Origin of the sequence: Flavobacterium polysaccharolyticum (genome assembly GCF_038739875.1) — a bacterium.
Lineage (GTDB): Bacteria > Bacteroidota > Bacteroidia > Flavobacteriales > Flavobacteriaceae > Flavobacterium > Flavobacterium polysaccharolyticum.
On the sequence record NZ_JBCGDP010000021.1, the window covers coordinates 26,158 to 40,707 of the forward strand.

Here is a 14,550-nt window from a genome sequence, read left to right on the forward strand (position 1 = left end):
AGCAATGGATATTCAAACAAGCTTGATAAAAAACAAATTATATAACAATGAAAAAGGAAACCAGTTTCTCTACAAAAGGAAATAAAACAGACCTTGGTCCTTTGATTATCAATCGAATGCTACCCAATCGCTATGCAAAAAAAGTAGGTCCTTTTGTGTTTCTTGATTACGTAGCCCCTATTATCAAAGAAGTCATCAATACAAACGGTATGGGTGCACATCCGCATCGAGGTATTGCTACACTAACCTATATTCTTCAGGGCGAAGTAGAACATTTTGACAGTGCAGGACATACAGGAAAAATATATTCTGGCGGTATGCAATGGATGAAAGCCGGAAATGGAATCGTACACGACGAAAATTTTAATTATGATTCTCAAACGAATAGTAAAATGATTCAAGGCTTTCAGTTTTGGATCAATCTGCCTGCCAAAAACAAAGCAGAGAGTCCAGCCCATATCGCCATTCAAGCAGATCAAGTACCTAAAAAAATATTGCAAGACAACGCTGGTTGGATAAAAGTAATTGTAGGTAATTATGAAGGATTGAGTTCTAAGATTCCAAATTATTCTGAGCAGTTTTTATATCATATTCATTTAGAAAATGGAAAGCAATTTTCTATCAATTTGAAGGATAAAATTGAGGTAGCCGCTTTTTTGACTGCACAAAATGCTATACTCAATGATGCTGAATTTCAGGCTGGAGAGTTTGTAGAATTTGGAAGGAAAGCAGGAGAAATCGAAATAAAAAATATATCAGAAGTAGCTATCGATGTTGTACTATTCGGTGGTGAAGAATATACTGAACCTATTGTATCAGAAGGTCCGTTTGTGATGAACTCACTAGATGAAATATGTGTTGCGTATCGTGATTTTTATGCGGGAAAATATGGCCAAATTAATAATAAATAAATAAAAAAAATGAAATTATTACAAGCGAATAAAATAGGAAACTTAATCCTAAAAAACAGTATAGTTATGGCTCCTATGACACGTGCTCGTGGCGAAGGAAAAGGAATCGCAAATGATTTGACTACTTTATATTACACCCAAAGAGCAACTGCTGGATTGATAATTACTGAAGGAATCAATATTTCTGAACAAGCATTGGGAAGCCCTTTTACACTCGGTATTTACACCGAAGAGCAAATAGCAGGCTGGAAAAAAGTGACCAATGCCGTTCACGAAAAAGGAGGTAAAATTTTCGCCCAACTTTGGCATACAGGTCGTGTGGCGCATTCGGTAGATAAAAATGGTGTATTGCCTGTTGCTCCATCGGCAATTGCTATTACAGGACAACAACACTTTTCGTCGCAAGGACTTGTAGATTATGAAATCCCAAGAGCATTAGAAATAGTTGAAGTAAAACAAGTTATTCAAGACTACAAACAAGCCGCTATCAATGCTATCAAAGCTGGTTTTGATGGCGTAGAATTGCACGCTGCAACAGGATATTTACCCAACCAATTTTTAGCAGAAAGTTCCAATTTACGTACTGATAAATATGGTGGAAGCATCGAAAATCGCAGTCGTTTTATTCTGGAAGTAATGCAAGTAATAACAGCCACTATTGGTGAAGGAAAAACAGGTATTAAATTATCACCAAGTATTCCATATAACAGTATTATCGAAAGTGATCCAGTTGCAACCTATTCTTACTTAATAAAAGAACTGAACAATTTGCCTTTGGCATACATTCACATAATGAATCCTTTGTTTCTTCCTGAAGAAGGCTTTGAGCAGTATGCAAAAGATGTAATGGGAACTTTCGGAACATTAACAAAACATACTGTAATTGCTAATGCAGGCTATACTCGTGAAACTGCTGAACAAGAATTAGAAAAAGGAATTGCAAAACTTATTTCTTTTGGTGTTCCATTCATCGCTAATCCAGATTTGGTAAAACGTTTTGAACTTAACGCTGAACTCAATGAAGCCGACCGTACTACATTTTATGGAGGTAATGAAAGAGGTTATACCGATTATCCAAGTTTACAATAAATCAATTATTCAACTAACAAATTATGACAACCTCAATAAAAAAAATAGCATTGGTAACAGGTGCTGCAACAGGTATCGGTCGTGCAATTGCCATTCGGTTGGCGAAAGATGGAATTGCTATAGCTGTAAATTATATTGGAGATTCTAAACTAGCCGATGAAGTAGTGAATGAAATTAGGATGTTTGGTGGAATTGCAGTAGCTTTTGAAGCAAATGTTGGTGTAGTCTCAGAAATTGTTAATCTTTTTGATGCTGTAATTCAAGAATATGGAGGTATCGACATTGTAGTTGCAAACGCAGGAATCGCAAAAATGGGAATCCCGATTGCTGATGTTACCGAAGCGGACTTCGACCGCATTAATGCTGTAAATTACAAAGGAACTTATTTTGTGTTGCAACAAGCAGCCAAAAAGGTTCGATACGGAGGACGTATTATTCAAATTTCTTCATCGAGTTCTCTTTATCCAGCAGCAGGTCTAGGAATTTATGCTCCAAGTAAAGCCGCAGGAAAAGTGATTACTGAAATTTTAGCACAAGAACTTGGACATCGACAAATATCCGTCAACAGTGTTTTTCCTGGACCAACCAGAACACCTTTGATGGAAAAAGAAGTTTCTAAAGAAGAAATGGAACGCATTGCCCAAGGAATGAATTTAGGAAGAATGGGAGAACCAGAAGATATTGCTGGTGTTGTAGCGTTCCTTGTAAGTACTGAAGGAGCTTGGATAAACGGACAACAAATCATTGCAAACGGTGGAGGCAGAGTATAATTTTTAATATTGCTTATAGATTTTTAATCTTACTCAAGAAGTAAAAATGTATAACTATGATCTATATTTAAACAAAAATATCAGATTTATAAAAGCATCAATTTCAAATAAAAAGACAACCGTTTCCAGTTGTCTTTTTATTAGTATGCTTATTTTTAAAACTATGCAATTTTTGCCAAGATCGTATTGAAAGTGGTACTTGGACGCATTGCTTTGCTCGTCAACTCTGGATTCGGTTGGTAGTATCCGCCGATAGTTTGAGGTTTTCCTTGAGCACCAATTAGTTCGCTGTTGATTTGTGCTTCGTTAGCAATAAATTCAGCTGTAATAGGTGAGAAAATTGCTTTTAAATCAGCGTCTTTATCTTGATTGGCTAATGCTTCGGCCCAGTACATCGCTAAGTAGAAATGAGAGCCTCTATTGTCAATTCCGCCTACTTTTCTAGAAGGAGATTTGTCATTTGCTAAGAATTTTTCAGTAGCCACATCCAAGGCTTCTGCTAAAACAATCGCTTTTGAATTGTTTAAGGTTTGTCCTAAATGTTCTAATGAAGCGCCCAAAGCCAAGAATTCACCAAGGGAATCCCAACGTAAGTAGCCTTCTTCAATAAATTGCTCTACGTGTTTTGGAGCAGAACCTCCTGCACCAGTTTCAAATAAACCACCACCATTCATCAATGGAACGATAGAAAGCATTTTGGCCGAAGTTCCTACTTCTAAGATTGGGAATAAATCGGTTAAGTAATCACGTAGTACATTTCCGGTTACTGAAATGGTATCTAAGCCTTTGATGATGCGCTCTAAGGTGAAATTAGTCGCTTCGATAGGGTTTAAAATACGAATGTCTAATCCTGTTGTATCGTGGTCTTTTAGATATTTTTCAACTTTTACAATCAATTCTCTATCGTGTGCTCTGTTGTTGTCCAACCAGAAAACCGCTGGAGTAGCTGATAAACGTGCTCTGTTTACGGCTAGTTTTACCCAGTCTTGAATTGGAGCATCTTTGGCTTGACACATTCTGAAAATATCATTTTTAGCCACTTTTTGTTCCATCAATACGGTACCTTCTGTATTTACCACGCGAACCACTCCTTCTCCTTGAATCTGGAAGGTTTTATCGTGTGAACCATATTCTTCTGCTTTTTGAGCCATAAGACCTACGTTAGGTACGCTTCCCATAGTAGTGGGCACAAAAGCACCGTGTTTTTTACAAAAATCAATAGTTGCAGTATATACACCAGCATAACAACGGTCTGGAATGATGGCTACAGTATCTTGTGGCTTTCCTTCTTTATTCCACATTTGTCCAGAAGTACGAATCATTGCAGGCATAGAAGCGTCTACAATTACATCAGATGGTACGTGAAGGTTGGTGATTCCTTTGTCCGAATTCACCATGGCCAAAGCAGGTCCATTAGCAATTGCTGCATCAATAGCTGCTTCTACTTCCGCTTGTTGTGGATGTCCAGCTATTTTTGCGTAAACGTCACCTAAACCGTTACGAGTATCAATATTTAATTCATTGAATAACGTTGCATATTTTTCAAAAACAGTGGCAAAATATACTTCAACGATAGCTCCAAAAATGATAGGGTCAGAGACCTTCATCATCGTAGCTTTTAGGTGAACAGATAATAAAATATTTTGTGCTTTTGCTTCTTCTATTGTTTTGGTTACAAAACTTTTTAAAGCAGCAATATTCATTACAGAACTGTCGATGATTTCACCTGCTTTCAAAGGAGTACTTGCTTTAAGAACTGTTGTGGTTCCGTCTGTTCCTACGAATTCAATTTTTACATCAGTTTCTTGGCTAACAGTAACCGATTGCTCACTTCCGTAAAAATCACCTTGTTCCATAGAGGCAACGTGTGTTTTAGATTCAGAAGACCAAGCTCCCATAGAATGTGGATTGGCTTTAGCGTAATTTTTTACAGCTTTTGGAGCTCTACGATCAGAGTTCCCTTCACGTAAAACAGGATTCACAGCAGAGCCTAATACTTTTGCGTATTTAGCTTTATTGTTTTTTTCTTCTTCTGTTTGTGGGTCTTCTGGAAAATCAGGTACGGCATAACCGTGTGCTTGAAGTTCTGCAATAGCCGCTTTCAATTGCGGTACAGATGCAGAAACGTTTGGTAATTTAATAATGTTAGCCTCTGGAGTAGTAGCTAGTTTTCCTAATTCTAATAAGGCATCACTCGTCTTTTGATCTTCTTTTAAAAATTCTGGAAAATTGGCTAAAATTCTTCCAGCCAGCGAAATATCTCTTGTTTCAATTTCTATATCCGATGTGGCAGTAAATGCTTGAACAATTGGTAAAAAAGAGTAAGTAGCCAACAATGGCGCTTCATCTGTAAGGGTGTAAAAAATTTTTGATTTTTGTGTCATTTTTCTATTTTTTTAATCGAAATCACTTGGATGTGTGTCTTACTTTGCGAAAAGTGCAAAAAAATAAGGCGGACAAATATATGGAAATCGGATGTAAATACTCCTTGATTTTGCTATAAAAAAATCATAATTCTTAGACTTCTTGTGATATTACGAAATCGTTATTTTTAAAGGGGGTAAATCTTTAAAATGATAAAAATTTTGGCGATATACTACCAAAAAAAAAGTCCCGACAGGTCGGGACTTTTATATTTGAAAGAAAAAAGATTATCTTCTTTTGTCTTTGATTTTTGCTTTCTTACCAGTAAGTTCTCTAAAGTAGAAAATTCTAGCTCTACGAACTGCACCTTTTTTGTTGATTTCAACTTTTTGTAAAGCAGGTAAGTTAACTGGGAAGATACGCTCAACTCCAATAGCTCCTGACATTTTACGAATAGTAAAAGTTTCAGTGTTTCCTGATCCTCTTCTTTGAATCACTACTCCTTTAAAAAACTGAGTTCTTGTTTTTTCACCCTCTTTAATTTCGTAGTACACTGTGATAGTGTCTCCAGCTCCGAATTCAGGGAAATCTTTTCTTGTAACAAACTCGTCTTGAACGAATTTCAATAAATCTGCCATGATAAATGTTTAATTATGGTTTAAAATAGAGCAACATTCACGGTTCTCGCCAGAGGTTGGTCTAATGTGGGTGCAAATGTAAACAAAAAAAGAATATTTAAAATCCAAATTCCAATTTTTTTTATGGGTAAATAAAATTGATTTTTATTTTTGGGATTTGGGATTTAAATGTTGATTATTAGAGTTTTATTCCTCCAGCAAATCTGGTCTCCTATTTTTGGTGTGTTCATAAGCCATGTCTTCTCTCCATTTGTCAATTTTTGCAAAATGCCCACTCAACAAAACATCAGGAACTTTCCAGCCTTTGTAATCGGCAGGTCTCGTATAAATTGGACCCGACAATAATCCGTCTTGAAAACTATCGGTCAAAGCTGAGGTTTCGTCACTCAAAACCCCTGGAATCAATCGAATCAAGGCATCGCACAAAACCAAAGCGCCCAATTCGCCTCCAGACAAAACATAATCGCCAATAGAAATTTCTTTGGTAATAAAATGGTCTCTCACTCGCTGATCGACACCTTTATAATGCCCACACAAAATGATAATGTTTTCATACATCGACATCGTATTGGCCATTTTTTGGTTCAGCGTATCTCCGTCGGGTGACATATAAATAATCTCGTCGTAGGTTCTCTCGCTCTTCAAATGCGTGATACAAGCATCAATAGGTTGTACTGTCATCACCATACCCGCGCCTCCGCCAAAAGGATAATCGTCTACACTTTTTTGTTTGTTGGTCGTGTAGTCTCTCAAGTTGTGAAAATGCACCTCCACCAACCCCTTGTCGATAGCACGTTTCATAATCGAAGCCTCAAAAGGACTTCTCAATAATTCAGGTAAAACGGTAATAATATCAATTCTCATTGTAGTATTTTATATCGCGCAAAGGTACAAATTAAATGATAGGACACGAATCAAGTGATACATCCTTATAGTTATTTGGGCGTGACCCCGAGGCACACGACTTTGCTCCACCAAAACTCCCTGCTCCTCGGGGTCGGGCTATCCGCTATATCTCTTGGGTCGAACCCCGCCCCAAGAGGATGCCGCTACTATCCCTCACACAATCCCTGCAAATCAATACACTTTTCGTTTAAACCCCAAATTGTCTTAAATGATGGTCCAAGTGTCTGTACATCAATTTGTCCCAATCTTCATAACTCATCTTTCCCCAAAACGGATGATGCATGACCGTAATTACCGAAGTTCCTTTGGCAAATTCTTGAACACAAGCTATAAGTTGTGCTTGGCTTTTTTCAAAATCTGAATGGGCAGTGATACGGAATTCTTTTGCCGTCGGACTATTTTTTCCAAAGTCACTGTTAAAAGCTTTATTTTTCAATAACCGTCCCAACAAACGCATAGGAAAACTAATTGTTAAATCTTGTTTTCCAAAAGCTACATTTATAGCAGCAATACAGTGTTCACACATTTGGTCCACGCTCATCTTGCCCCAGAGCGGAGTAGAGGAGGCGTTTAATTTCTGAATCCTATTGATTAACTGAGTGTTGTCTGAAGTGTCGTAAATAGAAGCCATAATGTATTCATTTTTAGGTAGTATCAAAAGTAATGTTTTCGCTCTAAATTCTGGTTGTTTTATTGCTATTCAGTTGTTTTTATTCAACATCTTAATTGCTGTTGTTGTTTTCTTAATAAAAGGAACTTTTGTCTGCAATACTGTTTTTTTTAGTACTTTTAAAACCTAATAATTTGTAAATTTTTCAATATGAATTCTTTTTCAAAAATAGCTAGTACGGGCTGTCTTTTGTTGTTCAGTACGCTGCTAGTAGAGAACGTGAATGCCCAAAATACTACTGCTCCTATGAACAATCCTCTTTTGCAACGCAGTACTTTACAGTACCAAACGCCACCTTTTGATAAAATTAAAGACGAACATTTTAAACCCGCTTTTGACTATGGTTTAAAAGTACACGACGAAGAAATCGAGAAAATCACGAATAATACGGCAAAACCGACATTCGAGAATACCGTTTTAGCGCTAGAAACTTGTGGCGTAGATTTAGGTAGAGCAACTGGAGTTTTTTATAATCTTTCGGGGTCGAACACCAATCCAACACTTCAGGCGATTGAAGCAGAATACGCACCAATTTTTTCGGCGCATAACGACAAAATTTACTTGAACAGTAAATTGTATAACCGCATCAAAAGCATTCCATTGTCGAGCTTAAAGGGAGAAGATAAAAAACTAACCGAATACTACTTGCAACAATTCGAATTAGCAGGAGCTAATCTTTCAGAAGCCGATAAAGAAAAAATGAAAAAAATCAACGAAGAGTTGGCTACATTGAGTACTTTATACAGCAATAAATTATTAACTGCTCGTAAAAATGCTGCCGTGTTTTTTGATTCGGCCTCGGATTTGGCAGGTTTAACTCCTGATGAAATTGCAGCTGCCAAAGCCAATGCTACCGCAGCAGGACAAGATGGGAAATATATGATAGCGATTATCAATACCACACAACAACCTGTTTTGATGAGTTTGACCAATCGTGCGTCTAGAGAGAAAGTTTTTAAAGCTTCTTGGTATCGTGCCGAAAAAGGAGATGAAGGAGATACTCGCGAAACCCTTGAAAAAATGGCCAAATTGCGTCTGCAAAAAGCCAAATTGATGGGTAAAAAGAGTTTTGCTGAGTGGAAATTACAAGATCAAATGGCACAAACTCCAGCACCTGCAATGGATTTGTTAGCCAAAATCGCAAAACCAGCAGTAGCCAAAGCCAATGAAGAAGCCAAAGACATTCAAGCCTTAATTGATGCGCAAAATGGAGGTTTTAAATTAGAGCCTTGGGATTGGGATTTCTATTCTGAGCAAGTGCGTAAAGCCAAGTACGATTTGGACGAAAGTCAAATCAAACCGTATTTTGAAATCGGATCGGTGCTAGAAAAAGGAGTCTTTTTTGCAGCAAAACAAATGTACGGGCTTACTTTCAAAGAAAGAAATGATTTACCCGTGTACAATCCTGATGTAAAAGTGTATGAAGTTTTCAATGATAAAGGGACTTCAATCGCGATTTATTATTTGGATTTTTATGCGAGAGACAATAAAAATGGAGGCGCTTGGATGAGTAATTTGGTGAATCAATCGCATTATTTAAACCAAAAACCAGTCATTGTCAATGTGTACAATTTTGCAAAACCAGTTAATGGTAATCCATCTTTAATTAGTTTTGATGATGTAACGACATTATTTCACGAGTTTGGACACACCTTACATGGATTGTTTGCGAACCAAAAATATGTAACACTTTCTGGAACGGCTGTACCGAGAGATTATGTAGAGTTTCCGTCGCAAATCAACGAACATGCTGCTTTAGATCCAACGGTTTTGAAAAATTACGCAGTACATTATCAAACCAAACAAGCTATTCCACAAGAGTTGATTGATAAAATTAAAAAAGCGGATACCTTCAACAAAGGCTATGTAGTAACCGAATTGTTGGCTGCCGCAACACTAGATATGGCTTGGCATAGTGTAGAAAAAGAGTCGGATTTTAAACCTACTTTAGATTTTGAAAAAGAGGCTTTGCAAAAATATGGTTTGTTAGTGAATGAAGTACCTACTCGTTATCATTCTCCTTACTTTGCTCACATTTGGGGAGGCGGTTACTCTGCAGGATATTACGCTTACACTTGGTCTAAAACCTTAGATTATAATGCTTACGATTGGTTTGAAGCTAATGGTGGAATGACCCGAAAAAATTGTGATCGTTTTGTGAAATACATCTTGTCTGTAGGGAATAGTGTAGATTTGAATAAAGCTTTCAAAGAATTCATCGGTCACGATATGAAGATTGAACCGTATTTGAAAAATGCAGGATTGACTAAATGATTGACTGATAATATATTACTAAGACTTAAAAATGACATTCGAAAGGGTGTCATTTTTTTTAGTGTTTACGTCTTCTATATTGACTTTTTTCTCTTTGAATAAAAGAATTTTGAATACATTTACTCAACAAGTTTCTTGGTTGAAACTAATTATTATTCAAAAAAATAGCATTATGAATTTTTATAGAATAGTGGTATTGGGTTGTATTCTAGTACTACCTTTAGGGGGGGTGGCCCAAACAACATCAAGACAATGGAATGGTAAAAAGTGTGCGGTTGTGTTAACTTATGATGATGCCTTGAATGTACATTTAGATAAGGTGATTCCAGCGTTGGATGCTTTCAAGTTTAAAGGAACTTTTTATTTAGTTGGATCATCGCCAGTAGTGTCAAAACGTTTGAGCGAATGGCGTGCGGCTGCTAAAAAAGGGCATGAACTGGGTAATCACACATTAAATCACCCTTGTGACGGGACTTTTGCAGGAAGAGATTTCGTCACTCCCGAAGCCGATTTGTCTAAATTTTCAGTAGCTCGAGCGATCAACGAGATCAAAGTTACCAACACACTTTTAGAAGCCATCGACGGCAAAAAAGAGCGCACTTTTGCTTATCCGTGCGGGGATCGTAAAATAGGAGATGTTTATTATTATGATTTGCTAAAAGAAGATTTTGTGGCAGCGAGAGGAGTGGAATCGGCGTTGTTGCAAAAACAACAAGTTGATTTGGCCAATATCAATTGTTTTGGGCAAAGCGAATCCACCGCTGTGCAAATGATTGCACAAATAGAAGCTGCAGAAAAAGCAGCTTCGTTTGCGGTTCTTTTGTTTCATGGTGTTGGAGGGGAACACGGACTTAATGTCTCTGCCGAAGAGCATCAAAAAGTATTGGCCTATCTTAAAAAAAGAGAAAAAGATATTTGGGTTGCCACAATGGTTGAGGTAGCTAATTATATCAAAAAGAGCAAGTAAATTTTTAAAGTAGTTTATTATCTGTTTAATTGTTAAATGCATGAGCGAAAGTAACAAAAGAAAAAGTCAGGCTAAAACATTGAGAGTATTTAGAAAAGTGCACCGAACCACGGGCGCTTTTTTATTTATTTTCTTTTTCATTATATCCATTACTGGATTGCTTTTAGGATGGAAAAAAAATAGCGGTGGCTTATTATTGGCTGATTCTCACAAAGGAACTACTACCGATTTGAGGCAATGGCTTCCCATGGATAGTTTAAAACAAAAAGCCTGCTATTATTTGCAAAAAGAGGTTGCTCAAGATGTTTCTTTAGCATTGAATAGAATTGACATTCGTCCCGATAAAGGAATGGTGAAGTTTGTTTTTGAAGAAGACTATTGGGGCGTTCAATTGGATGGAGCTACTGGAGCATTACTCCATTTAGAACGGCGAAATGCTGATTTTGTAGAAAATATTCATGATGCTTCTTACTTGGATACTTATTTTAAAACTGGTAACGGTGCCTTTAAATTGGTTTATACTACTGTAATGGGACTAGCACTTTTAGTATTTACCATAACTGGTTTTTGGCTTTGGTATGGACCTAAGCGAATGCGTGAAAAATAACTTTGTATTATTGTTTTTTTTTTTTTTTTTTTTTGTAACTTTCTGTTTTTTAGTAATTTGTATTTTTATTATGTATTAAAAATTAATGTAAACAAATTGAAATTATGAGAACAGTAAATGCAGTAACTTGGTTCGAAATCTATGTTGACGATATGGATAAAGCTAGAAAATTTTATGAAACTGTTTTAGGAGAAGTGATGATGCCAATGCCAATGCCTGAAGGTTTTTCTGGTCAAATGGTCGCTTTTCCATGGGTAGAAGGTGCTCCAAATTCGTCAGGAGCGCTTGTGCAAGATGAAACGAGGAAGCCAAGTGCTGAGGGAACTTTGGTGTATTTTGCTTGTACAGATTGCGCGAATGAATTGAATAGAGTGGAAGCAGCTGGAGGCAAAGTCGTTGCGCCAAAGTTTGCTATAGGTGAACATGGTTTTTGTGGGTTAGCTTCTGATACCGAAGGCAATACAATCGGTTTTTACTCAATGCATTAATGTTGATCAAATAAAATACATTAAAATGTCTCCTTTATTCAAAAAATTAAATTTTAAAAATCATAAAGCGATTTCAGTTCTTAATGCTCCTATTTCTTTTGAGTTAGAGATGACTATAATGGCCAACGAGACTTCAATTTTTACTGATGAGAAAAAGCTTGATTCCTATTGATTTTGTTATGGCTCTTGTCACTCAATTATAAAAAATAGAAACAGTGATAACAGCTGTTTTCCAAAAATTAACGGTGATGCTATCGTTTGGTTTTGTTATCCAAAAGGAACTTCCAAAAAATACAAATGCGAATTCAATAGAGACAATGGCTGGGTGGTTTTAGGAAATTTTGGTTTTGAACCCGTTCGTATGGTAGCTGTTGATGAAGATTGGAGTGCTTTATGATTCAGAAGAATAATCTATATCAAAACGCTTACTCGTAGTTCTAGTTTTTGCGATTTCTGCCGATGGAAAAGCAAGAACACATAAATAAATTTATTCTGAAATATAAAATGAAGCAGTCAACAACTAGTGCTAAATTTCTTTTAGCCAAAGAGCAAGAATGGGAAAATGTAGGAGAGGGGATTCAACGTCAGATTATGGCTTATGACGAACGAGTAATGCTCGTCAATGTGCAATTTGAAAAAGGAGCGGTAGGCGTACTACACGAGCACTATCATACCCAAGTAACGTATATTGCCAAAGGAATTTTTGAGGTAACTATAGATGGAGAAACCCAAACGTTACAGGCTGGCGATAGTTTTTACATTCCGCCGCATGCCATTCATGGGGTGGTTTGTTTAGAGGCAGGACTTCTGGTAGATGTTTTTAGTCCCATGCGTGAAGATTTTATGAGCTAATAATTATCTGCTCTATCGAGATTAATGGATTACTCTAAAAATCTTTCATGTTTGTTATAATAACATAGAGCAATAGGTAAGCAGCATTACTTTTCTGATTTTTTAATAGTAATGGAAAAATTATAGAAGATTTGCTTAAAAAATTGTGGTACAAAAAGCAATTTACTTTTTGTACCACAACTATTGGAAATGCAAACAAGGATCTATTTAATTCGTTTTATCTATTCCTAATGCTTTTATTATTTTGCTGTAAATTTCGTTGTTTTCATACACACCAGTGAAGAGTTGTGATTGTGGTCCATATGCAAAAACAGGAATCATGGTTGCTGTATGATCGAATGATGTAAAATCACCTTCAATTACTTTGTCTTTCAAATTCCCATCAGGAATACTAAATCCAGAGGTTTCATGATCTGCAGTAATAATAACTAAGGTATTAGCTGTAGCATCAGCAAATTTAATTGCTTCTGTAATAGCTTTATCAAAATCAATACCTTCTGAAACAATCCCTCCCACATTGTTATGATGACCATATGAATCTATTTGAGCTCCTTCGACCATTATAAAGAAAGGTTTATTTTTATTTTGTAAAAATGCAAGACCATTTTTTGTTGCCTTTGCTAATACGTCCTCTCGACCATTTATAACTCCATTTACGCCGCCTTCAGCGAGAAAGAAGCCAATGCGTTGACTTGTGACGTTTGCAATATCATCTACTTTTTGTGGTAATGTAAATACTTTTTCTAAAGCGTTTTTATCAAAATATTTACCGCCGCCACCTACAAATAAAGATAAGTTGCTTTTTAAAAGATCAGCGGCTATCTCATTATCCATTCCTCTATCTTTTTGATGTGCGTAAAAAGCAGCAGGTGTTGCACCAATTATTTCGTCTGTGGTAATACAGCCCGTGTTAAAGCCTTTTTTGGATAAAAATTCAGTAATATTTGGAATGAAATTTTGATTAGCATCTAATCCAATCGCACGATTATAGGTTTTTTGACCTGTAGAGAAAGCAGTAGCACCAGCAGCAGAATCGGTGGTAAAGTCATCAGATGATTGTGTTTTTATAAATCCAATGGATTGCAATTGTGTCAAAGTTAGCTTTCCACCATTGGCTAAAACAGCAGAAGAGATTTGAGATAATCCATTACCATCTCCAATTAGCAAAATAACATTTTTTACTTCGGTATTTTTTTTATCCGAAGCAAAAGTTGGGGTATATATTTCTGAAACTTGAGTGTTATGAAAAACTCTTTCTGATAAGGATCGAATATATTTCGAAGATTCATAAGGTAAATCTGTATTTATAATGTCTACCCCTAAATCGATAAAGGTTTTCCAAGCTCTTTTGTAATCTGGAGTTCCCCAAAAACGAAATGGTTTTCCATGACTATGAGCTTTGTTTACAATATTTTGTACAAGATTACATTCTTCAATTGGCAGTTTGCCTTTTCCGCTCCAATCGGATGTTTTTTTAAAATTACTACTTATCAAAGCTACTTTTTCCCATTGTTTTGCCGTTAATTGATTCTCTTTTTGGTAATCAAACTTAATATATTCTGGATAACTGTTGTATTTTTCTACTTCAGGTTGGTTGCCAGAAATGACAAAAGTGATGTTCTTATTTTGAATTAATTTAGGGTGTTTTTGTAGCAACTTGACAATTTTGTCTAGAGTGGTATTAGCCTCAGATTTTATGTCGATAAGTAATTGAAAGTTGTATAGATGCCCTAGTTGTAGATCAATTGCTTGTTCTAAAGGTAGTAAGTAAAGGCTTTCTAATGTTCTTTCTTTTTTAATTTTGTTAGGTTCATGACAAACATATAAGATGTCGTCTTTGAGAAAAACATCCACTTCAATTGAATTTAAATCATTATTGAAGGCGTTCCAAAAAGGGATGTTTTGTTCATAGTCGTTGTGGGAATGAATCGTGATGTTTTTCTTTGATTGTGCTAATGCAACAAAGTGAATGATGATAAAGGATAAAAAAAATAGCCTGTTTTTTTTGTACATA

At 36.2% G+C, this 14,550-nt stretch carries 14 protein-coding genes; 9 read left to right on the forward strand and 5 right to left on the reverse strand.

Annotated features, from left to right (window positions below):
• Positions 1–47 precede the first annotated feature (47 nt).
• Genes WFZ86_RS17130 through WFZ86_RS17140 form a run of 3 tightly spaced genes read left to right on the forward strand, consistent with a single transcriptional unit; the run spans position 48 to position 2,770 of the window.
• Complete coding sequence (locus tag WFZ86_RS17130) at positions 48–911, forward strand: pirin family protein (protein ID WP_342693063.1); 864 nt, start codon at positions 48–50, stop codon at positions 909–911.
• Positions 912–920: 9 nt separating this feature from the next.
• A complete protein-coding gene (locus WFZ86_RS17135; RefSeq protein WP_342693064.1) occupies positions 921–2,000 on the forward strand; it encodes an alkene reductase in 1,080 nt (359 codons plus the stop codon).
• 23 nt (positions 2,001–2,023) lie between these two features.
• On the forward strand, positions 2,024–2,770 hold the full coding sequence (locus tag WFZ86_RS17140) for an SDR family oxidoreductase (RefSeq protein WP_342693065.1): 747 nt from the start codon (positions 2,024–2,026) through the stop codon (positions 2,768–2,770).
• A gap of 161 nt (positions 2,771–2,931) precedes the next feature.
• Here the strand turns inward: WFZ86_RS17140 and WFZ86_RS17145 are convergent, their stop codons facing one another.
• From WFZ86_RS17145 to WFZ86_RS17160, 4 genes are all read right to left on the reverse strand, one after another.
• Positions 2,932–5,154 carry an NADP-dependent isocitrate dehydrogenase gene (locus WFZ86_RS17145; protein WP_342693066.1) on the reverse strand — a complete coding sequence of 741 codons (2,223 nt, stop codon included), beginning with the start codon at positions 5,152–5,154 and terminating at the stop codon, positions 2,932–2,934.
• A 267-nt stretch (positions 5,155–5,421) separates the two neighbouring features.
• Complete coding sequence (gene rplS, locus WFZ86_RS17150; RefSeq protein WP_064714046.1) at positions 5,422–5,772, reverse strand: 50S ribosomal protein L19; 351 nt, start codon at positions 5,770–5,772, stop codon at positions 5,422–5,424.
• Between the two features lie 186 nt (positions 5,773–5,958).
• Entirely contained in the window at positions 5,959–6,636 is a 678-nt protein-coding gene (gene trmD / locus WFZ86_RS17155; protein ID WP_064714047.1) for a tRNA (guanosine(37)-N1)-methyltransferase TrmD, read from the reverse strand.
• Between the two features lie 229 nt (positions 6,637–6,865).
• Positions 6,866–7,336, reverse strand: a complete 471-nt coding sequence (locus WFZ86_RS17160; RefSeq protein WP_342693067.1) for a DUF1569 domain-containing protein — start codon at positions 7,334–7,336, stop codon at positions 6,866–6,868.
• A 162-nt stretch (positions 7,337–7,498) separates the two neighbouring features.
• Here WFZ86_RS17160 and WFZ86_RS17165 point away from each other — a divergent pair, with 162 nt between their 5' ends.
• The 6 genes from WFZ86_RS17165 to WFZ86_RS17190 all read left to right on the forward strand — a co-directional run bounded on the left by WFZ86_RS17165 (position 7,499) and on the right by WFZ86_RS17190 (position 12,536).
• Positions 7,499–9,622 (forward strand): M3 family metallopeptidase, encoded by a 2,124-nt coding sequence (locus WFZ86_RS17165; RefSeq protein WP_425402886.1) that lies wholly within the window; start codon positions 7,499–7,501, stop codon positions 9,620–9,622.
• Positions 9,623–9,794: 172 nt separating this feature from the next.
• The gene (locus WFZ86_RS17170; protein WP_342693068.1) at positions 9,795–10,589 is read left to right on the forward strand and encodes a polysaccharide deacetylase family protein; all 795 of its coding nucleotides are present in this window, start codon (positions 9,795–9,797) and stop codon (positions 10,587–10,589) included.
• A 40-nt stretch (positions 10,590–10,629) separates the two neighbouring features.
• Positions 10,630–11,196, forward strand: a complete 567-nt coding sequence (locus WFZ86_RS17175) for a PepSY domain-containing protein (protein WP_342693069.1) — start codon at positions 10,630–10,632, stop codon at positions 11,194–11,196.
• A gap of 104 nt (positions 11,197–11,300) precedes the next feature.
• Positions 11,301–11,684, forward strand: a complete 384-nt coding sequence (locus tag WFZ86_RS17180; protein ID WP_342693070.1) for a VOC family protein — start codon at positions 11,301–11,303, stop codon at positions 11,682–11,684.
• Between the two features lie 25 nt (positions 11,685–11,709).
• Positions 11,710–11,856, forward strand: coding sequence for a hypothetical protein (locus WFZ86_RS17185; protein WP_342693071.1), 147 nt, complete (start codon positions 11,710–11,712; stop codon positions 11,854–11,856).
• Positions 11,857–12,188: 332 nt separating this feature from the next.
• A complete protein-coding gene (locus tag WFZ86_RS17190; protein WP_342693072.1) occupies positions 12,189–12,536 on the forward strand; it encodes a cupin domain-containing protein in 348 nt (115 codons plus the stop codon).
• A 207-nt stretch (positions 12,537–12,743) separates the two neighbouring features.
• Here WFZ86_RS17190 and WFZ86_RS17195 read toward each other — a convergent pair whose 3' ends face one another.
• Entirely contained in the window at positions 12,744–14,549 is a 1,806-nt protein-coding gene (locus WFZ86_RS17195; protein WP_342693073.1) for an alkaline phosphatase, read from the reverse strand.
• Position 14,550 lies beyond the last annotated feature (1 nt).